The following is a 21,209-nucleotide window of genomic DNA, read 5'->3' on the forward strand; positions in this document are numbered from 1 at the left end:
TCAGCCTGATTGTTGCCAGCACCTTGATTCCTGGGTACTCCACCAGAAATGCCAAAGTGAAGAAATCTATTAGTTTATATAGGTTGCAATAATGAAGAGGATGATTGTAATTGTATTGCTGGCAATGGCCACATCATTAGGCAAAGCATCGGGAATTGAACAGCGGGAATTTCCATCGCACATTTATGACCTATTTCCACTACCCGAGAATCGTTTATTAATTGCTGGAAGCAAGAGTACGGGATTTACCCAGTCAAATATCACGTTGACTCTGATCGACTATAAAACAAACCGTTTAATATCAAGCGTGCTAACAGATATAAAGGTCGAAGAAACACAGCTCGTATTTTCAGGGATCTACTTTGCTTGCAACTCCACTGAAAATCGATGCCATTTACTAATTTCTCAAGGTCGCACGAAATACCTTACTACCGTGCTTACTCAACACACGATCTTGGCTACATTTGAACTCCCATCCCTCAAGTTGGTTTCAAAAAGAATTGTACAATCCGCAAATTCAATCTACCTACATGAAGAAGGAAGTGTTGTCAAATTAAAATCACGCTTCTACGTAACGACTGGCAATAATATTGAATCATTTGACGAAAGCCTCAAAAATAGACAAAACTTGGATATTAAACTTGCAGAAGATGATCGATATATCAGTTTGTCGAGATCAGATCCTTTATCGAATGATGTTATTTGTGGAACAGCAAATGGCAAAATTACCAAATTCAACGTTGACTGGCCAGTATCAGAAGTGAAATGGAAAAAGGAAGTCCTCAGTGAAGCAGATCTAAAATCCAAAGCAACTCTCATTGGTTTATCAATTTCTGCGAATCAGAAATTCATTTCTACAACTTCAACATTCTCTCTCAGCCTGCTGAATTGTACTTCCGGTAAAACAGAATTTGTTCATAAGTCACCTGAAAATCAACACATCACGTGCACTGGGGAGATATTTGAAGTTTCAAATTGTCCCCACATTGTTTACTCAACGAATTACGGCATTTTCGTTATTAAATATGGTGTCGCAAAACACTTTCTGTTAGATACACTTTCAAAAGCTCAATCTGTTTCAGCTATAAAAAATTGTGTGAATGAATCCAGTATCGATTTTTTTGTCGCGATTGCTGATGGCGTCTCTGAAAGACTCCTTCACTATACCAAAGATAAATCAGATTTTCCCGCCAAAATCACAGAATCTGAAATTATATTGAGCAAATTAAAGTAGGCTGACTTAGTCAGAGTTTATGCATATTTTCTGAGAAACCAGGGATTATTTTGTGGAGAGATTTATTTAAAACCAACCACCTGGGGGAGCGGTTTTTGAACTGTCCGAGGTGGGACTGAAGGTGGCGGTTAAGGATGAAAAAGTAACTATCGCGGAACTGTCCAAAGAGAGCTTTCTTGCCAAGGCATTCCGGCTGGGGGATCTGATTCGGAAGATCAATGGCCTGAAGATGACTTCTGAACACGATGTTCGCACACAGATGCGATCGACTGTGGTGTGAGACGCGGGCATCTTTGAAGTCGTACACGACGGAAAGGCTCAGCACTACCTTGTCAAACCGAACTTCTAAAAATGGATAAGAAATAACAACAACTACGACCTGGTACCATATTTTGTCAAGTATTTCATCACTTTCGGTGCGACGACCGCCTGACAGTACGGCTGTTCTGAATTGTTGCGAAAATAGCTCTGGTGGTAATTTTCTGCGGGATAAAAAATCTCTGCGGCGGCTACTTCTGTCACAATTGGCTTCGCAAATTGGTTGGAAGCAATCATCCGATCCATGTATGCCCGCACCTGTGTGTGCTGCTCTTCATCGTGGTAGAAAATCACTGATCGGTACTGGGTTCCGACGTCGTAGCCCTGCTGATTGAGCGTGGTGGGGTCGTGAATCAGAAAAAAGACATCCAGAATATCCTCCAATGTGGACAATTCTGGTCGGAAAGTCAGTTGCACCACTTCCGCATGGCCTGTGGAGCCAGTGCAGACTTCCCGATAGCTGGGATTCCGGAGAGAACCACCCATGTAGCCGGAAACTACCTGGTCAACGCCTGGCATCAATTCGAACACAGCTTCGATGCACCAAAAGCATCCCCCACCCAGGGTGATTGTTTTCTGCCCACTCATGGTCTGTACTTCCTGTTGCGACTGCAAATTACATTGTAATTCTTTCTGTGGTGCACAAAACAGGTGTTGCGGTATTTTCCTGTTTCTCCACAGATTTCACTTAACTTTCAACCAAGCCAGTGCTTACGAAGAACAATGAAAGAATTATCATAGAAAAGATGGCAAATTTCTCACGTCCATCAACTGATTGTCTCGAAGTTAGCAGTAATTATCGCCAATAAAATGAGTCGATTCTCATAAATTTAAGCCCCACGCGCACTACTGCAACATGCTTTCTATGATAATTTTAACGTTGTTTGAGGGTTTTACCGTCTATGAAGGAACATGCTGACTTTCACCAATTGGCTCTGATCGATCAGGTTTGTGATGAGTTCGAGGAAATCTGGGATCAGCAGAATCAACCGGTAATTGAAGATTATCTTCAGCGAGTATCCTTTGAGAGTCAGGCGGCCCTTCTTTCTCATCTGTTACAGATTGAATTAGAATATCTGCAGCGGCATCGCGTTGAAGTTCAATTGACTGACTACCAAAGGCGATTTCCTGATCATCCTGAAATCATTACCAGGGTCTGGCAGCGGGTAAATTGCGAATCTGATGCAGAAAAGTTACAACTTTCAACAAATAACGCTCAACCAGATGTTCTTCCCGAAGTGGCGGGTTATGACTTACTGGAATTAATCGGCAAAGGTGGGATGGGTATTGTCTATCGCGCGCGGCATTTGGAATTGAATCGGATTGTTGCCTTGAAAATGCTACAGGGCCATAGTGCTGCAGATTCTGAGGAAATAATCCGATTTCTGAGCGAAGGTGAGGCTGTTGCAGCTTTGCATCATCCGAATATTGTGCAGATTTTCGACATTGGGAGAGTGGGGCAGCGGCCTTATCTTGCTTTTGAGTTGATACGTGGTGGTACGCTTTCCAAGAAAATTTCAGGAGTTCCATTACCACCACATGAAGCAGCGACGCTGGCACTGCAGTTGGCAAATGCAGTTGCATTTGCACATCAGGCGGGTATTATCCACCGGGATCTCAAGCCTGCCAACGTACTTCTGACCGATGATCAAACTCCAAAAATTGCAGACTTTGGACTTGCAAAACGATTATCCTTTGACAGTGCACTCACCCAGACGGGTGCGATTATTGGAACGCCATCCTATATGTCCCCGGAACAGGCACGTGGGGATTCCAAATCAACTGGCAAAAGTGTTGATGTGTACGCACTGGGTGCCATCCTGTACGAATGCCTGACAGGTCGTCCGCCATTTCGAGCGGCATCTCAATACGAAACGATCAAACAGGTATTGGAGCAAGATCCTGTTTTACCCACGCACTTACAACCAAATTTACCGCGCGACCTTGAAACAATAGCGATGAAATGCCTGGCAAAAGAACCGGTGAGACGTTACGCTAGTGCAAGTGATCTGGCAGAGGATCTGCTCCGCTATTTGAACCATAAGCCAATTTCTGCCCGCCCGGTTAGCAGTATTGAACGGGTCTTTAAGCTGGTGAAAAGGAATCCGGTAGTTTCCTTTTTGATCATCATCGTCCTGTTTGTGGCAATGATTGGCTTTGGCGCAACTCTGTGGCAATGGAGAATTGCCGTGGCACGGGCGAAAGAAGCTCAATTCAACGCCAACCAAGCAACATTGAACGCAGCAGAAGTTGATCGAAAGTCGAAAGAAGCAAGCATCAAAGCCGATGAAGCGAAAAAGGCTCAGGAAAAAGCAGAAGAAGCAAATCGAGCCGCACAGGCCAATGCTGCACGTGCCGATCAGATTTCCAAGTTCTTGCTCGGTCTGTTCAAGGATACCGACCCAATCGCGCTGGCGGGGCGATCATTCGGTCAGTTATCGATTTCAAATCCCACAGCACTAGAAATCCTTGATCGAGGTGTCAACACATTAAACTCTGACCAGAAAGTCTTACAAGATCCTCTCATCAGAACCGAACTTTTCGATGTCATTGGAAATACCTATCTGAGTCTTGGACAAATCAAGAAAAGCAAATTATTGTTTCAACAAGCTGCTGATTTAAGGCAACAGCAGCCGTTTCCGGATCCGATCGAGCTTGCAGCCAGCAACCATAATTTCGGTTTGGTGTCGCTGTACAGCGGAGATATGCTCACTGCTCGTGATCTCCTGCAAAAAGCTTTAAATACCCGTCAGAATTTATTAAAGCCTGACGATGCTCGCATTGCACAGACACAGATCTTCCTGGGGATTGCCTGTTTCTATACAGGCAATCCAACTGATGGTCTGGAATTGGTTAAATCTGCTCTGAAAAGTTGCAGGAACAATTTTGGTCAAAGCAGCTACGAAGTCACCATCTGTTTATTTATCTTGTCGCAGTATTACCTCACTAAAGAGCAGTTGCTTTTCGCATTACCATACTATAACGAACTGACAACAATCGCATCGAACAATAAACAAAACAATGCTGCTTTGTCAGTTTTTAATTTGTTTTTACAGGCGCAAATTGCAAAGGATCCCAAACTGGCTGATGAAAAATTTCAACAGTGCATCACCATGTTTGAAGAAGTCATTGGCAAGGATAATGTTATTTATGGGTTTGTGAATTACTACTATGCGGAATTTCTCCGTTCTCAGAAACGATTTACTCAGGCGGAAACGAGATTATCGATTGCAATGGATAATTATCGGAAGAGTTTTGGAACGACGAACATGCTTGAGAAAGATTTGCTCAATTTGCTTTCCATTTGTCAACAGGAACATGCAAGCATGCTGAACAAGGCTGAAATGCCTGGAGAAATAAAGCGGTTGCAGGAAGACGCTTTACAGAATATGATCCGTGCACTCGATTTGGCGAGAGCCAATCCCAGGATGTACTCTGATGGATCTGATCAGCATCTATACCGAGCCGTGAGATTATTGCTTGCAGAACAGCCACCTCAGTTTGAACAAGCAGAAACACAGGCAAATCTTCTTCTGCAGTCTCGAATCAAAAACTTTGGCCCTGACCATCCGAGCACATCAATGCCAGCGTTTCTGCTGATCGCACTCTGGCTGGATCAGAAAAAGTATGATGCAGCATGTGATCTGTACAAGCAGAGAGTTCGTCAAGCTCCAAATCTCAAATGGGTACCACGTTCAAAAACTGCACTTTTTCAGTTAAGTAAAGAGTTTGCCAGGCGAAAGGATTCTGATCATGCCCTGAGTGCGTTAAAAAATGCGATTGAACTTGGGTATCGAGCCGTGGAAAGTGAATTAAACGATTCCGTTTTTGATCTGCTGAGGCAGCATCCAGATTTTCAAGCTATTTTACGGGCAAATGAAATAAAGAAGTAACCCATCTACATCCGAAAAGGTGGAACAAATCCTTGAATAGATGAGTGATTTCTCATTTTTCTCCCGTTAGTTCACACCCAACCGCATCCCCTGTTCCATATCATGAATACATGGGTAAAGTATCGCCATTACTGACTGTCCGCGACATGATGGTCGCTAATCCCAGGTGGCTGGCACCCGAAACACCAGTCGCCGAAGCTCTTCATGTTCTGCTGGAGGGCCATATCGGCACCGTTCTGGTGGTACAGGATGGCAAATTGATTGGCCTGTGTACCAAGAGCGATTTTCTGCGAAAAATGAAGCAACTCCCTTCAGGATGGGAAGTTACGCCGATTCGTGATTGGATGTCTCCTTACCCTTACACAAGTTCACCTCAGGCCAGTTGGGAAGAAGCAGTACACAGCCTGGAACGCCTCAATGTAGAACATCTGCCGGTGGTGGAAAATGGTCAATTGATCGGACTGGTCACCACCAGGACCATTATTGAAAAACGTACCCAACACCTGAACCAGCAGATTCAGGCCCGCACCCGTGAAGTGCGGCAGGCTAATGATGCCCTTATTTCGCGAGATGCGGAATTGAACCATTACATGCAGGCTGCTGCCCGCCTGCAGCACCGACTGGTGCTGCCCAGCGAATCTATCCCACCCAATCAGCTTCCCAGTGCCGTGCGTTATATTCCGTTAGACCCACTGGGGGGAGATTATTACGACTACTGCCTCGACCACCCCAACTACGTGGGAGTGCTTATTGCCGACGCCAGTGGGCACAGTATTCCGGCAGCAATGGTGGCGATTTTGACCCACTGGGCTTTTGAAAAGTACGCACGGACTTCGATTGTGCCTGGTGAAGTGCTGGCAACCATGAATCGACAGTTGCTCAACCTGAGCGATGACCGCTTTGTGACAGCGTTTTACGGGATTTTTCACCTACCCAGCCGCACGTTACACTACGCAAATGCGGGCCATCCGTTCCCGCTGGTATTGAAACGTGGCAATAAAGAGGTGCAGCACCTCTCCGCTCGGGGCTTTATGCTGGGCATTCTTCCGGACGAAGTTTACACGGGCCATGAAACCCAGTTAGAGCCGTTGGATCGCGTGTTGTTCTTTACGGATGGTGCTCCGGATGCCCGCGATGAACGTGGAGAAACCCTGGGGATGGATAGGCTCTCCGAATTTTTCGCCAGCACCGCCCACCTGAATGTGAATGATGCGATGACAGCAATTCATGAAAAAATTGACCAGTTCCGTGGCACCACCGCCTATACAGACGATGTGACCCTGGTCTTGGTGGAACTCCCACAGGCGTAATGGCTGAATTTTGGTCGTGAACTATCTTTAAGTTCAGTTGTGGTGAACCAATCAGTTCAAACCAGTTGATCCGACCGTGATTACTACGGTTTGCTCATGCCAACAAAGCTGCCGTTGTTTTCGCGGGCGAGTGCCCACAGGAAAGCCCCCACGTCGGGTGATTCGTAGAAGAAGCCAATTGTGTTGATTCGCACCTTTTCTTTGCCCGGCGCGGCAGCATTCCAGGTGGATTGCAGGGTCTGCCTCGCGTGGCGGGAAAGCAGATCAGAACGCTGCACTTCGTTCAATGTTTGCATCTGTTCAGGAGTCAGCCCCGCTCCGGAAGTGGGCAAGCCATCGGAAAACAGGTAGATGGTATCCATCCCTGCTTCCCGAAACCGGAAGACATCTTCCATCGCCTTGTAAATGTTGGTGTCTCCCATCGGGCGAATCTGCACCATAGCCTGACGAACGGCCTCAGGGCTTTTTTCGCGGTCAAAGTCGATCCAGCCTGTCCCACCCAATGGATAGCGGGTGGCACTGGAAAACAGTACCAACTGGAACTTTTCCAGATCGGGCAGCGACCGCATCACTTTTTTCACGGTTTCTGCCACTAACGGCCATTTGGCTGGGTCGAGGGTGTTTTCCTGCACCCGGTCCATACTGCCAGACATATCGACCATAAATACTACGCGCTTGCCGGTCATGGCAATCCCTGCAAAGCGGGCGTCCTGATCAATCTGTAGTTGATTTACTTTGTCTGCCAGTTTGGCCTTCTGGCCTTGCAGATCGATGATGGTTAAGCTGGCCTGTTCGTTCTTTTTCTGCTGGTCGCCCATCAATTGCTGCAGGTCTTTCAACTGTTTTGTGAGTGCATCCACATTGGGCATGCTCTTCGCCATCGCATCCAGTTCCGCCTGACTGGTCTGGGCTTTCCGTTCTGCATCGGTTCGCATTTTTTCTTTGGTGCGAACCAGTTCATCCAGTTCCAGTTTCTCTTTACGGGTCATAGCAAGATCCCGATTCAACTTGCTTAGTTCATCCTGCTTCTTCTGCAATTCTGCCATGGTAGAACTGGATTGCACCTGCATGGTGGAAATATTCTTTTCCAGGTCGCGGGTGGTATTATTGGCCCGCACCAATGCGTTTTTGGTTTCCTGCAGCTCCTTCTCCACCAGCGCCAAGTGCTTTGCATCCGCTTCCCGCTGTTGCTTCATCAGTGCCAGTTGCTGGTTCAATTTGTCCAGTTCTGCTGCCAGGCGTGTGGCATCGGCGAGACGCAGGGCAGAACGCTCTTCAGAATCCTTCAGCGTCTTCTCCACGTTTACCAGAGTATTCCGCGTGGAAGTTAAATCACCACGGGTTTCATTCAGCAGTGCGGTTACCTGGCTTGCTTCATTAGAAATCTGCCCCGCTTCTCTGGTTTTCAACAGCCAGAGCAGGGTCACGCAACCCAGTGCACAGCAGAAGACATCGAGCATCCACATGCTGACAAGGGTGGGTGGTTTATGTCGTCGCATTCCGTTGGTCCTCAGGAGTTGCTGGTTTGTGGGTTGGTGCTCGGTGAACTGTTCTTATTTGATGGTGGTGCCGCACTACCTTCCGTCGTACGTTTCGGCAGAGGAATCACCTGATTCAGATGGTTCCGAGACAGTTCCCCTTTGTCCCATCGTAAGGTAAGGTTCAGCACTGCTGCTGCGGTGGCTTCCGAATGCAGAATCCGCACGCTGGTGCGTTCGCTCATGTGCTGATGCAATGCAGGTGCCAGACCTGGCAGACGACCTGCATCGTGGGTCAACCACACCGCACGTGGGGGCTCTTCTTCCTGTAACGGTGAAAGAAAATGTCGGATTTCATCAACAGCTACCTGCCATAACGAGCGGCAGAACTGATCGAGATCGTTCTGGCTGATAATCAAATCCTGATACCAGTGATCCCCACGGACAGCCAGCATCAACTTGGGCTCCGTACGAATATGATCCAGCATCGGGTCAATCTGATCAAACAGTAATTGCTCTGCTGCTGCGGAATCACGCGGATCGCGTCGGCAGACACGCACGCACCGATCAGAAAGCGAATTGAGCAGTTTTTCACGCCAGAGTTTCACACCCAACTTGGGAAAATTCACTTCGTGCAGTTTTCGCACTTCTTCAGGGGTAATCCGCACCAGGGTGGCATTCAGTGCGTAGTCGTCTGCATCGATAATCAGCACACTGGTGCTTTGAAATGACCGTGGGGTGGTGCCACTGCGACTATTACTGCCATGAATGAAGTGGGTTGCCCGTTCTGCAGCCAGTACCAGAGGCGTGCTGGCAGTGCCCACAATTTTGCAGCGTGCTTTCTCTGCGGTCTTTAACATCATCAGCACCTGGGGCAGCGTCATCATTGCCGGGGTGGCAATCGCAAACGCTTCGTAGCCCACTGCGGCCTGTTGTAATTGCTCAAAGCCCAGCGTCATCGCTGCTTCCGGCGTCAGGCGATGGCGACCATGCTTCCAGGTGCGTTGTTCGCCCAGTGCGGCAAGGTAATCGCTGCAGATCACGTGGGGCAATTCCCGACTGCACTGTATTGCTGCACGCCCCAGCCGAGGTTGCCTGCCATCCAGAGCGATCGTCAATGCAAGATCGGGGTGGGCAGCATCCAGCGGCAGCAATTTGGCATTATTGCCAGTGCCCTCGACAGCCCGCATCCGGGAATTGTTCAAATCAATTCCCAGGGTGCCTCGTCCCGCCTGATTGTTCGATTGCTTTTTTGGCCAATTGACCCATGCCATGGTGGTGCTCCAACAGATGTGCGGTCGGTTTAGTCCTGATGAACGGCAAACGCTGCTTCTGGTTCGGGATCGTACAAACGAAGTAACAGGTGTTCCTGACAATATTGTTGGGCATCAATAATCAGCAGTTCTTCTGCCTTTTGCACGATCTGCAACAAATACATCAGTACCACGCTCAATGACAGGGCCACGAAGGTGCAGTCGAAGGCAATCCCAAGCTGATCGGTGACCTGCTTAATGAAATCGGCATCGCCCTGGTTGCCTGCTTTGCTCATGCCACCTGCCAGACCACGCACGGTGCCTAAGAAGCCCAGTGCAGGGATGGCCCACGTGAGGTAGCTGATGGTCGACATGCTGGTGACCATCCGATTCTGTTCCACATCCGCCTGAGTGCGGACGACTTCGCCCACATCCGGTGCTTTGCGGCTGATGGCAAACTTTGTGAGTGCCATTTCAACCAGTTTGGCCAGAATGTATGGTCGGCGTTCGACAATGGCCTGCACCCGGCGTGCCAGTGGGCGGGCATCTTCCGGTAAAATGCGCGAACCTTGATCTGTGGGCAACAGGTCCATCCGGAAAGCTTCGCGTTGGCGACGCACTTCGCGGAAACGGCTGAGAAGCATCAGCCCAGCCCAGACGAAGCAAAAATAACAGGCAATCTGCTCCGGCCCCAGGAGTAGTTTCGCAATCCGCTCTTTCGACCAGCGTGCCCAATACTCCGAACTGTTTTCTGCGGGTGCTGCAATCTGCCACAGTGGAATGGCAATGCCGCCCACAATAATCAGTGCCAGAATCAGCCAGAACCACTCGCGATTCGGCTTCTGAGAAGACGTCACAACCATCTTACTTCCCTGTTGCTCCGCAAAGAACTTTATGGTGGGGGAACTCTAATGCTGAAAATGCTCCAGCAGCCAGTGCCCTCATTGTTTCAGGTGGGTCAAGTCCTCACAAGTCCCTTTTCCCCACCTCAATGGCCCAGTCGAACAATTAAATTCCTAAAAATGAGAACAACCGGTAGTAACTACCCCAATTGTTTTACTCTCAGTCTTAAAAATTCTTTCCCCACACCAAATATCCACTGTTGCTAGTTTACTTTCTAATTCGTGGAAATTGGAAAGAAATTAGGCATGTGGGCGAAAGTTTTTCGATTTTCCACAAATTTCATCAGCAGTGGGATGAGAAAAAGCTTCATTCTCGACCTTCTTTCCCACCGGTAAGGCCCTGGTTACCAAATCTATCCAGGCCAATACAAAGCATGAAATTATTTACACTCCATATTAATATATCCACGACCCATCGGTTTTTTGCAATTTTGTTGCTGCCAGGCCGATTTTCAAAAACCAGTATCAGACGCAAGTGTTTATTTGGCAATATTTTGCGTCAGGTGAAACTTTTTTGTGAAATTTTGCCAAATTGATATCACCCCTAATTGGGAAGGGGTATTTGATAGTGTACAAAAGTTGAAAATGCGGCCAGAAGATCGCCCAACTATTTCAGTGTGGGCATGACGCGGAGTTGAATATTCCTGTTACCGTGGGAGGTGTTTTTTCCTTCGCGGGTAGCGAAAATACTGATCGGACCTGTTTGTGGAGCCACCCAGCGTTCTGCTTCCAAGACAATTTCACGTTCGCTTTCTCGTTCTGTAATCAGAATGCCATTCAGGCCAATGTCCAGCACCCGCACCCCGTGGGGCAAGCCTTTCACCTGAATTGGTATCCGCCCTTTGAACTTGTTTCTGCGTTCCACGGTTACCTTCAGGCGGGTCTGCTTTCCAGGCACCACTTCCAGGTTGGTGGTAGATAATTGCAGCACAATATCCCCAGGTACCACCGTTTGCAGTTTTGGCCCATTGATCGATTTGCGAACTGGTTTGCCATTGATCATGGCAGTGGCGACAATCTGCAGATTATTCGCTGGTTTCATTGTCACTTTGCCGTTGCGGTTTTCAACCATCACGGTTGTGGATAACTGACCCGCTTCGATCGTCGTGGTGGGGATGAAATAGCCTTCAGGCACACCCGTAAACTCCAGCCGTACTTCACCATCAAACTCATCAAACCGTTGCATGTTGATATCCAGTGGCACGGCACCGTGCTGCCAGACATTCATCTGCCCGCCATTACTGGTTACGTTAAAATCGGGCTTCGGCTCTCGCAGGGTCAGGCGGTAGAAGTGCTGCTCGCTGCCATTACTCTGGCTGTCCTGCACCCGCACTTGGTACTCCCCATCGGCAGGTGGGGTGAAAAACAACACCGAATCGGTGCCAAAACGATCCCCACCATCATCGTTACGGTAAGGCAACCGCACCAATGGCATGCCGTTTGGTGGGAACTGGCTGCCGGCGGGGTGGATTTCTACCCGATAAACCGCTTCACCATTCGGGTGGTGCGTGGGCGATGTGCCCAAAAAAGCCTGGCGCTTGCCACCCACCTGATAGAAATTACAATCCGCATCGGGATTCAGTGGCAGTGCCAGAATCCGCATTAATTCGTTGCCCACCAGCAGGTAATCGTCCTGACGCAGTTCGTTCCAGTATTCCAGTCGAATGCCTGGCTTGTTGGAATCGTGGTCGCGAAAGGTGACAAAACTACGAGCAGTGCAACGCAGGGTGGCCCGCTCCACAACTTTACCGTGGGAATCCAGCACCTCCATCAGTGAATCTAATGGCGAACCAATACGGGAAGCATGCACTTCCAGTGCCACTGTCTGGCCTTTTTTGGCCGCAAATCGATAGTCGTGGTGGGTACCGGGTTCCTGCAGCACTCCCTGGCCTGAGCTATTCATTTGAAGTGCAGTAGTTTTCCCCTGCCACGCAACAAGTGGGAATTCTGCCGCACGCACCGTGATTTGCCCAAGTGGGGTTTCTACCCAGCTTTTCAAAGGTAACGGCACACTGGCATTCGCCGCCGCAGTAGCTGGGACTGCCACAGATACCTCTTGAACAGGGAGCGAAAAACCAGTCAATTCTACCTTTTCGGTCCGGCCCCGCTCGATCGAAGGTGGGAAAGCGGCAGTGATGAACGGAATCGGCCCGATATCGAAACGATAGTCGGTGCCTGCCCCACCACGATAGTTGCGATCGTGCACCCGCACGTGGTAGGTTTGTTTTGCGGCCAGTCGATATCCCAGCAGACCTGTTTCGGAAAAACGGAGCTGCTTGCCGTGGGCATCAAACAATACCACGGTGGGGGTGAACTTCGCACCATCAAAGCCACGAATGTGAAACGTAACATCTTGTTCTGTCGGCAGTTGCAGTGAATAGCGATTGATCGCACCCGATTTGGCGATCATCCCCACGATTGTAGTTGGCTGGGTAATCAACTCCGATTGATCCTGCAACTGTGGAAAGCGATCCACCTGAACGGTAAAAGGGTTGCTGGCCACCTTCCCCAAAGATGCAGTCAGAGTGCGGGGGCCGGGGCTAACTCCTTTCGGAATCAGCACTTGCAGTCGAATTTTGCTGTCGGAATGTTCTCCCACCTGTTTGATGGTGGCGTCGGGCAACTGAAACTTGGTTTCCGGCGTAAAGTGCTTGCCAGTTACCGTCAGCGTGGTGGGCACCCCACGGACAATCGTTGTGGGGCTGACGGATGCAATCACCGGAGCTGGCAGATCGGCCCGAATGGGTTGCATCACATCTTCGAGATTTGCTGCAACTTGTTCTGTAGTCAATACTTGTAGCGATTTGCCCGTTTTGGCATCCAGCACGGTGATATTGCCTGCAATGTCACCCACTGCCACCTGGCTGGTGCCAGGGTGCACGGCAAGCGAAAAAATTGTAGCGGGCTGTTTTGGAAAGGATACACCTTCTTTCAACGTGCCAGAATCCCATGCTTTGATTTCGCCCGATTCACTGATGGAAATCAGCGATTTGCCACCTTCCGCGAACGCCAGGTGACTGACCGCCTGCGTGTGTGCAAACACTGATTGGCGTAATTCGCTGCCATTTGGCGAAAACTGCCAGGCACGAATGCTTTTATCAACGCCTGCAGCCACCAGCGATTTACCATCGGGGTGCCACTCTGCCGCATACAACCAGTCCGTGGGGTCGTTCAACGAATAAAGCCGCTTGTTGTTGCTGAGATCCCAGATTTTCACCGCACGGTCGGCAGCAGCGGACAGCAGATAATTGCCATTGGGATGAAAACGCACCGAATACACGGTATCGCTGTGGTCCTTCAAAGTGGCGATCGCTGTGCGTTTGGCAACATCCCACAGATGGATCAGGCGGTCGTAGCCTGCGGATGCCAATCGCTGCGATTTCGGGTCGAAGTGCAGGGTGTAAATCAGGTCTTTGTGCGCATCAATTTTGCCCAACAGTTTTAACGTCGCATTGGGCTTTTCTGCAAATTGAAACAGATGGATTTCACCCGCCTTGCCTGGTTTGCCGCACGCAGCAGCCAGGACGGTCCCATCGGGCGACCACGCCACTGCGGTAACACGCTCTGTCAGATTCGTAACACGATACAGTGGGGCTTTCTGGGTGGGTTGCCAGATCTGAATTTCGCCGTAAGTTCCTGCCGCCAGATAGTTTGCGGCAGGATGAAACGCCAACGAACTGACCGGAGCCGGTGGGACTGCATGCACCATGCATGCACCACCCAGCCACAGGATCAGAAAGAGAGGTAGATTTTTCATGTCACCGCTTAGTGATTAAACATAAATTCTTTGGAAGTCAGCACTGCCCAGAACAGGTCTTCCAGTGCTTCACGATTCAGCAGATCATTGCCGTTGGCAATCCCCAACAAATTCAGCAGGCGGGTTCGTTCTGCCTCATTCGGCGTGCGGGCCAGCGCCAGCAAAAACAGTTCATCCATCGCTTTATTTGCAGGTTTTTTGGAATCCAGCCACGTAGTAATCCTGCTTTTCTTGTCACGAAGTTTGCTGTTCAGAATGTCGCTGTTATTCATTAACAGTGCCTGCCCCACCGTTGAATCGTCGGTGCGTTCGCAGGAACAGGCCAATTGACGTTCCGGCCTGCCGAAGGCATCCAGAAAAGCTGAAGCGACGCGGGCATCGGGTAGTTCTAACGCCCGCGTGCCCAGTGGGTAGTTGCTGGTGGCTGCCGTCCCACGTTCCACGCCGGAATAGACCTTGTTAAATGGCGTGGGAACTGCGGTGACACTGGATAAGGCATCCAGCAGCACTTCGCTGGAAAGCCGCTTGATGAAGTAGTGGGAATAGTAGCGGTCGTCTTCTTTATTTTCTGGCAGTGGTTCCGCCTGACGCTGATAAGCAGCGGACGTCAGAATGGTCCGCATCAGCCAGCGTAGGTCATACTTTTGTTCGATAAACTTCGCCGACAGTTCCTGCATCAGGGGGATATTGGTCGGTGGGTTGGTTTCGCGTAAATCATCGTCTGCTTCGACCAGACCACGACCCATGAAGTTTTTCCAGACACGGTTCACCACTGCGGGAGCAAAAAACGGATTTTCTTTGGCAGTCAGCCAGTTCACAAAGTACTCACGTCGATCTTCGTTTGAACCCACGGCCATCGGTGGGGCATCCAGAGGAGTCGGTGGGATCGGCATATTCAAACGAGGGTGCAGCACATCGCCCGATTTCGCATTGGCCAGCACCACATCGCCTGCAGATTTGCCGTTTTTCATCCCCACACGGCTGAACAGGTTGGCCATGCCCCAATACTGGTCCTGGGTCCACTTTTCCAACGGGTGGTTGTGGCAACGGGCACAGGTAATCGACATACCCATGAAGGTAACTGCGGTTTTTTCTGTCAGTTCGGCGATATCTTTGTGCAGAACGAAGTAATTTCCCCCACCGTTCTGCAGGGTGCTGCCGCTTGCCAACAGGGTTTCGCGGGCGAAGCGATCCCACGGCATGTTATCTTCCACTGCGTTGCGAATATGGCGGGAAAATGCCCACATCGCCGGATCGGGCAGTTGAAAGGTGGAAACCAGCAGTAGATCAGACCATTTGTAAGTCCAGCAATCCACAAACTCCGTGCGTTGGAACAGACTGTCTACCAGTTTTTCCCGTTTATTGGGTTCTTTGCTCGCCACAAAGGTGTTTACTTCCTGCATGGTGGGGAGAACACCCATCGTATCCAGAAACACTCGGCGAATATAGGTGGCATCGTCGCACGTTGCCGATGGTGGAATCTGCAACTGCTTTAATTTCCGTAAGACATGGCCATCAATGAAGTTACGTTCGGGAAAGTGGTCAAACACCGTCGCATCAAGCTGATTACCGTAGGGCACAGTGACCGTCATCGATGCCACGCTGGTACCAAATAACGCACTGATGCTGGCTTCACCCGGCCCTTTGATGACCACGATGCCGTCTTCATCCACATCAGCCGTGGTGGCGTTACTGCTGACAAACTTTGCCAGCCGAGTGACATCCTGCATGCTGCCTGTTGTATCTTTCGCAGAAACAAGTACTTGTGTCTTCAGGCCTGGCTTGAGCTGCATTGTAGGTGGGTAGATGGTAAGAGGCGAAACCGAAGCTGTTTTGGCAAGATCTGCGGTGGCACCTGCACGGATCCAGTCCAGAATGACCTGATAAAACTGGTCACCTTCTTCAATTCTGGTGCCCCCACTGTGGGGGATGGTTCGCGTGCCTTTCAGCAGTAACAGGCTTTTTTCAGGCTCTGTGGTATTGGTGCGGCGGCCACGTAACTGCCGTGTGATCGCAAAATGGTCTGCTTCAGGGTCATAGCCACGTAGAGATAGCTTGAAGCCGCCTTTGCCTGCCAGTGCCCCGTGACATGCACCACTGTTACACCCTGTGCGGGTGAGGATGGGGATAACATCGGCGATAAAATCGGGTGCCTTAGGCGTTTTCATCCCCGTCACCTGGACCGGAATGGTAACTTTCTTCCCACCATGGGAGACAGTTAAGGTCGTTTTCCCTTCCCCACCTGGGGTGAGAATTCCGCTATCGATGGTGACAATCGATTTCTCTGCCACCGAAAATTGGGCTTCTTTGGTGATTTCAGCGGTGAAATTGCCGTTATCTTCCAGCACCACGATTACCTGCTGGCTGGCGTGGGGGCCATGCAGGTGAATATTGTCTGGAAAAACGCGGAGTGAGGCTGCATGCAGCCCCAGAACGGGAAAAATGGACAGTAAGAGTGCTACAAAACGCATGGAGAGAACTCGGCAATTGGACGTAAGCAATTATTTTGAAACGACTTACGGCTAGAATAATTCTTTGATTGGCTGGACACCAAAGTCTGCCAGTGGGATTGGCCGACCTTGCGGGCCAGGCAATTCGTGGTGCGGATCGAGACCCAGCCCACGGAAGATTGTTGCTGCCACTTCTGCAGTGGTCACCGGGCGGGTTTTTGGTGCGTAACCCAGTTCATCGGTCTCGCCAATGATGCGACCGCCCTGAATTGGCCCCCCACCCATCAGAATAGTCCAGGCACCTGGGTGGTGATCGCGACCGCCCGCAGGATTCACCTTCGGTGTGCGGCCAAATTCACCCATCGCGGTGACAATGGTGTTTTTCAGCAGCCCACGTTCATGCAGTTCTTCCAGCAGTGCGGTGTACGCCTGGTCGAAGTTTGGTGCCACCTGTTTCGACATCTGCTCAATATCGGTAAATGGCTTGGAACCGTGAATATCCCACGTAATTTCGCCAAAGACTGTTTCAAACATATTCAGCGTTACGAACCGCACGCCCGCTTCAATCAGCCGGCGGGCCATCAGGCAGCACTGCCCAAAGCGGGTGCGTCCGTAGCGATCACGCACCTTCGCAGGTTCTTTTTCGATCGCAAACGCATCGCGTCCTTTCGGACTGCTCATCAGGCGGTAGGCCAGTTGGAAATTATCGTCCAACTGGCTGGCCAAAGGATTGCTTTCAAAGTTGGCCAGTGCCCCATCGATGGCATCACGTAGTTTCTGGCGGCGTTCGGCACGCACCGGGGTGATGTATTGCGGGGGCAACAGATTCGGTACCTGAAAGTTCGGTTCGCTGGGATCGGCATTCAGCACAAACGGATCGTGCGGTTTGCCCAGATAGCCAGCAGTCTGACCGTGCGGCAAATTGCCACCGGTGCGGCCCATTGGTCGAGGCAGCAGCACGTGGGCAGGCAATTCCCCACGCCCACCTTTCAGATAGCCCAGGGTACAGCCAATGTGGGGGTGTTCCACGCCACCGGTAAACAGGCGACCTGTCTGCATCATCTGGTGGCCGGTATCGTGCACCGCCGTTGCATTATGGTAGCAGGAACGGATCAGCGAAAACTTGTCCGCATGTTTGCTCATTTGTGGGAAGATTTCTGAAATTTCAATCCCGGGCACGTTGGTGGCGATTGGCTTGAACGGCCCACGAATTTCTGCGGGTGCGTTCGGCTTCATGTCCCACGTATCGATGTGACTGGGCCCACCCAGCAGGAACAGCATAATGCAGTTGATATCGTTATCGGGCTGACCACCCGCTTTTGCCTGCATTAGTTGTGGCAAGCCAAGGCCGAGTGAAGCAATCGAGCCTGCGTACAGAAAATCGCGCCGGGAAACCTCACCACACAAGCGGGTGGGTTGGGGGGCATCGAGTCGAAGCATTGAAATCCCCTGCTATCAAACCACTTTCATGGTAACCTGTCCCACCGCACGGGTCAAGCATTTCCCCAGATGAAGGTGGAAGGCGACGGTTTATATCAACTACATAGGCATCATGAGGAAATCTTAATAATCTTCATCACGCCAGCGTGGGTAAATTCCTGTTACTGCCAGCGTGCTCCGGCCAGCAATCCAGGCTGCTGTCAGGCCGACGATCCCCAGCCATCCTTTGTGAAAAATGATTGCCAGTGCCATGGCGACGACAATCAGGCCAATGCAGATCATCGCTTCGGTAAAGTAAAGGGCCTTCGGCTGATCATTTGATTGTTCCATCGCTCTATCTGTGGGACTCCGTTCGAATCAGGATTTTCATTAATTTATGGCCCGCACCGTAAAAACGAAAGAACTTCGCTGCCAACGTTGATGAAGAAACAGCAGAGTGGCTTGTTCAGCCGCACTTTACCCTACAATAACGTATTAAACCGCTTTGGTGGGCCGATCGCTCTATTTGGAGGAAAACCAGCATGAAAATTATCGATCCCCATATTCACATGTCTGCACGCACCACCGATGATTATGAAGCGATGGCTGCAGCCGGCGTGGTGGCGATTATCGAACCCGCCTTCTGGCTGGGGCAGCCCCGCACGTCGGTGGGTACTTTTCAGGATTATTATTCCAGTCTGATCGGTTGGGAGCGTTTCCGTGCGGCCCAGTTCGGCATTCGCCATTACTGCACGATTGGTCTGAATTCGAAGGAAGCCAATAACGAACCACTGGCAGAACAGGTGATCGAATTATTGCCACTGTATCTTGCGAAAGAAGGTGTAGTGGCAGTGGGGGAGATTGGTTTCGACGATCAGACCCCGGCCGAAGAACGCTTCTTTCATGCTCAGGTAGAACTGGCGAAGGAATTCGAATTGCCGATTATGATCCATACACCCCACCGCGATAAGAAAACGGGCACCACGCGGAGCATGGATTTAATTGCTGAGCACCAGATCCCGCCCCACATGGTGGTGATTGACCACAATAATGAGGAAACGGTGCAGGAAGTGCTCGACCGTGGCTACTGGGCGGCATTTACCATCTACCCGAAAACCAAAATGGGGAACGAACGGATGGTGGAAGTGGTGCGAAAATATGGCTGCGACCGCATTATTGTCGATTCCTCTGCGGATTGGGGCGTTTCTGACCCACTGGCGGTGCCAAAAACAGCCCGTTTGATGTTGGAACGAGGTATCCCACAGTCCCATGTGGAAGCAACGTGCTACGGCAACGCGATTCTGGCTTACGGCCAGAGTGGGCAATTTAATGAATCCGACTGGCTGGAACCTGCACCGATCGATCAGCGGGTGCTGTTTGAAGGAAACAGCGTTCTGCGCGGCCAATCCCCTCGGATTGACGAGCAAAAGCAGGAAACCCTGATTTCGTAAGATTTCGAGCTCAAAAAACATTAACATTCGATGATTGAAGGATGATTTCCTTGTGAGTTCCCCCCACCTGCCTGATAGTGGTACCCCCGCAGATTATTCCGGTGATTCGCTGGGAGATTTCGAACTGGTGCGTCGTATTGGCATCGGTGGGATGGGGCAGGTCTATCTGGCACGGCAAAAAAGCCTGAAACGCCAGGTCGCTGTCAAAGTGCTGAAACAGGAACTGGCCGCCAACGAAACGATGCTGAAACGCTTTCAGGCGGAAGCGGAGGCGGTTGCTTCGTTAACCCACGCCAACATTGTGCAGGTTTATGCAATTGGCGAAGACCGTGGGCTCCATTTCATTGCACTGGAATATGTTGATGGCCGCAATCTGAAAGATTACCTGGAAAAGCGGGGTGTACTGGAAATTCCTGTTGCCCTGCACGTGCTGCGACGGGTGGCGGCAGCACTGGAACGTGCGGGTGAACTGGGCTTTGTACACCGCGACATTAAGCCGGAGAATATTCTTCTGTCCCGCAAGGGTGAGATTAAACTGACCGATTTTGGGCTGTCACGCTGTTTTTCTGCTGAACAGAACGTCCACCTGACCCAAAGTGGCATCACAATGGGCACCCCGTTGTATATGGCACCAGAACAGGTGCGTGGGCAGGCAATCGACCCGCGGGCTGATATTTACGCACTAGGTGTCACTGCGTTCCACCTGTTGACGGGCGAACCGCCATTTCATGGTACTACCGCGTTTGATGTGGCACTGCAGCACGTTCAGGAGGCAGCACCTTCCATTCGGGCAATCAGGCCCGATGTTCCGGAAGAACTGGAAGCGATCATTATGAAAATGATGGCGAAAAGTCCCACGGCACGGTATCAGTCGGCGCGGGAATTGATTGCCGATCTGGAACAGGTTCGCCGCACTGACGTGGGAGGTTCCAGCACTGGCTTTCAGACCACGCGATTTGTGCAGGCCATGGTGGAAGGCTCTGCAGTCATCCCCGCAACTCCTTCGCAGGTAACAGTTTCCGTCAAAAAATCGTGGTCCTTCCTTCGCTACGGGGTGCTGCTAATTCTCTTTCTCATATCTGCCACCGTGGGGTATGGGATTCATTGGTATAGTCAAACGAATGTCATGCCGTTGCCCGCACCGAAGGAGGCACTGGCCGATCTGGACGCACCACCTGGCAGTGGGCGGGAAAAAGAATTAAAACGCCTGCTGATGGACAAGCAAATCCGGTCGGAAACGGCTGTCGATGCCCTGATGGAACTGGCATTGTGGTACATTCACGATGGCCGTACCAACGAAGCAATGCAGCTATTTGATCCACAAGTTCTTGCAGGGTATGGATTTACGCAGAATCTTCCTGCAGCACGCAAGCAGAGCACTGCAAAGATGATTTCTGGTCTGGGTAAGGCGGTGGTATTGGCACATCAGGACAAATCGGCTGAATCGAATGCAGAATTTTCTCGCCTGGTGGCAGATTTCATGGTGCCAAAAGCAAAAGTAACGCCTAATCCCAAGACAGGCGCACGTGGGAGTGTTCTGGAGCAGTTTTTGCTGCGACAAACCGACAGCCCCACTTGGAAGCGGGCGGTTTACGATGCCTTAAGTCGCAATGAAATCAACCTTAATTCCCAGCTACCAGTAGAGTTACGTCGATTGAAGAGCTTCGGCCCCCGCCCCACCGGTGCATAGTTCGCTTATAAAAATGTGTAATAAAATTCCGAATCTCTGATGAAAGAGTTAATT

At 50.5% G+C, this 21,209-nt stretch carries 14 protein-coding genes; 6 read left to right on the forward strand and 8 right to left on the reverse strand.

Annotated elements, in window-relative coordinates; all coding sequences use genetic code 11:
* Positions 1-91 precede the first annotated feature (91 nt).
* Both R3B84_00920 and R3B84_00925 read left to right on the forward strand, forming a co-directional pair.
* Positions 92-1,234, forward strand: coding sequence for a hypothetical protein (locus tag R3B84_00920; GenBank protein MEZ6139108.1), 1,143 nt, complete (start codon positions 92-94; stop codon positions 1,232-1,234).
* Positions 1,235-1,355: 121 nt separating this feature from the next.
* A complete protein-coding gene (locus R3B84_00925; GenBank protein MEZ6139109.1) occupies positions 1,356-1,514 on the forward strand; it encodes a hypothetical protein in 159 nt (52 codons plus the stop codon).
* A gap of 92 nt (positions 1,515-1,606) precedes the next feature.
* Here R3B84_00925 and msrA read toward each other — a convergent pair whose 3' ends face one another.
* The gene (msrA, locus tag R3B84_00930) at positions 1,607-2,140 is read right to left on the reverse strand and encodes a peptide-methionine (S)-S-oxide reductase MsrA (GenBank protein MEZ6139110.1); all 534 of its coding nucleotides are present in this window, start codon (positions 2,138-2,140) and stop codon (positions 1,607-1,609) included.
* Positions 2,141-2,454: 314 nt separating this feature from the next.
* Between msrA and R3B84_00935 the strand changes: the two genes are divergently transcribed.
* On the forward strand, positions 2,455-5,445 hold the full coding sequence (locus R3B84_00935) for a serine/threonine-protein kinase (GenBank protein MEZ6139111.1): 2,991 nt from the start codon (positions 2,455-2,457) through the stop codon (positions 5,443-5,445).
* 110 nt (positions 5,446-5,555) lie between these two features.
* The gene (locus R3B84_00940; GenBank protein ID MEZ6139112.1) at positions 5,556-6,755 is read left to right on the forward strand and encodes a SpoIIE family protein phosphatase; all 1,200 of its coding nucleotides are present in this window, start codon (positions 5,556-5,558) and stop codon (positions 6,753-6,755) included.
* 83 nt (positions 6,756-6,838) lie between these two features.
* Here the strand turns inward: R3B84_00940 and R3B84_00945 are convergent, their stop codons facing one another.
* The 7 genes from R3B84_00945 to R3B84_00975 form a co-directional block, all read right to left on the reverse strand.
* Positions 6,839-8,254, reverse strand: a complete 1,416-nt coding sequence (locus tag R3B84_00945; protein ID MEZ6139113.1) for a VWA domain-containing protein — start codon at positions 8,252-8,254, stop codon at positions 6,839-6,841.
* 11 nt (positions 8,255-8,265) lie between these two features.
* On the reverse strand, positions 8,266-9,507 hold the full coding sequence (locus tag R3B84_00950) for a hypothetical protein (protein ID MEZ6139114.1): 1,242 nt from the start codon (positions 9,505-9,507) through the stop codon (positions 8,266-8,268).
* A 29-nt stretch (positions 9,508-9,536) separates the two neighbouring features.
* On the reverse strand, positions 9,537-10,349 hold the full coding sequence (locus R3B84_00955; protein ID MEZ6139115.1) for a MotA/TolQ/ExbB proton channel family protein: 813 nt from the start codon (positions 10,347-10,349) through the stop codon (positions 9,537-9,539).
* Positions 10,350-10,995: 646 nt separating this feature from the next.
* Positions 10,996-14,145, reverse strand: coding sequence for a WD40 repeat domain-containing protein (locus R3B84_00960; protein ID MEZ6139116.1), 3,150 nt, complete (start codon positions 14,143-14,145; stop codon positions 10,996-10,998).
* 8 nt (positions 14,146-14,153) lie between these two features.
* Entirely contained in the window at positions 14,154-16,616 is a 2,463-nt protein-coding gene (locus tag R3B84_00965) for a DUF1553 domain-containing protein (protein ID MEZ6139117.1), read from the reverse strand.
* 51 nt (positions 16,617-16,667) lie between these two features.
* A complete protein-coding gene (locus tag R3B84_00970) occupies positions 16,668-18,035 on the reverse strand; it encodes a DUF1501 domain-containing protein (protein ID MEZ6139118.1) in 1,368 nt (455 codons plus the stop codon).
* Positions 18,036-18,158: 123 nt separating this feature from the next.
* On the reverse strand, positions 18,159-18,365 hold the full coding sequence (locus tag R3B84_00975) for a hypothetical protein (protein ID MEZ6139119.1): 207 nt from the start codon (positions 18,363-18,365) through the stop codon (positions 18,159-18,161).
* 191 nt (positions 18,366-18,556) lie between these two features.
* Between R3B84_00975 and R3B84_00980 the strand changes: the two genes are divergently transcribed.
* Both R3B84_00980 and R3B84_00985 read left to right on the forward strand, forming a co-directional pair.
* A complete protein-coding gene (locus R3B84_00980; protein ID MEZ6139120.1) occupies positions 18,557-19,465 on the forward strand; it encodes a TatD family hydrolase in 909 nt (302 codons plus the stop codon).
* Between the two features lie 52 nt (positions 19,466-19,517).
* Positions 19,518-21,155, forward strand: coding sequence for a serine/threonine-protein kinase (locus tag R3B84_00985; protein ID MEZ6139121.1), 1,638 nt, complete (start codon positions 19,518-19,520; stop codon positions 21,153-21,155).
* Positions 21,156-21,209: the final 54 nt, after the last annotated feature.

Origin of the sequence: Zavarzinella sp., from assembly GCA_041399155.1 — a bacterium.
In the GTDB taxonomy this organism is placed as follows: domain Bacteria; phylum Planctomycetota; class Planctomycetia; order Gemmatales; family Gemmataceae; genus JAWKTI01.

Excerpts from the sequence above, each read along its gene's own strand:
- R3B84_00920 (MEZ6139108.1), top strand. The coding sequence starts at position 92 with ATGAAGAGGATGATTGTAATTGTATTGCTGGCAATGGCCACATCATTA.
- msrA (MEZ6139110.1), bottom strand. The coding sequence starts at position 2,140 with ATGAGTGGGCAGAAAACAATCACCCTGGGTGGGGGATGCTTTTGGTGC.
- R3B84_00935 (MEZ6139111.1), top strand. The coding sequence starts at position 2,455 with ATGAAGGAACATGCTGACTTTCACCAATTGGCTCTGATCGATCAGGTT.
- R3B84_00940 (MEZ6139112.1), top strand. The coding sequence starts at position 5,556 with ATGGGTAAAGTATCGCCATTACTGACTGTCCGCGACATGATGGTCGCT.
- R3B84_00945 (MEZ6139113.1), bottom strand. The coding sequence starts at position 8,254 with ATGCGACGACATAAACCACCCACCCTTGTCAGCATGTGGATGCTCGAT.
- R3B84_00950 (MEZ6139114.1), bottom strand. The coding sequence starts at position 9,507 with ATGGCATGGGTCAATTGGCCAAAAAAGCAATCGAACAATCAGGCGGGA.
- R3B84_00955 (MEZ6139115.1), bottom strand. The coding sequence starts at position 10,349 with ATGGTTGTGACGTCTTCTCAGAAGCCGAATCGCGAGTGGTTCTGGCTG.
- R3B84_00960 (MEZ6139116.1), bottom strand. The coding sequence starts at position 14,145 with ATGAAAAATCTACCTCTCTTTCTGATCCTGTGGCTGGGTGGTGCATGC.
- R3B84_00965 (MEZ6139117.1), bottom strand. The coding sequence starts at position 16,616 with ATGCGTTTTGTAGCACTCTTACTGTCCATTTTTCCCGTTCTGGGGCTG.
- R3B84_00970 (MEZ6139118.1), bottom strand. The coding sequence starts at position 18,035 with ATGCTTCGACTCGATGCCCCCCAACCCACCCGCTTGTGTGGTGAGGTT.
- R3B84_00975 (MEZ6139119.1), bottom strand. The coding sequence starts at position 18,365 with ATGGAACAATCAAATGATCAGCCGAAGGCCCTTTACTTTACCGAAGCG.
- R3B84_00980 (MEZ6139120.1), top strand. The coding sequence starts at position 18,557 with ATGAAAATTATCGATCCCCATATTCACATGTCTGCACGCACCACCGAT.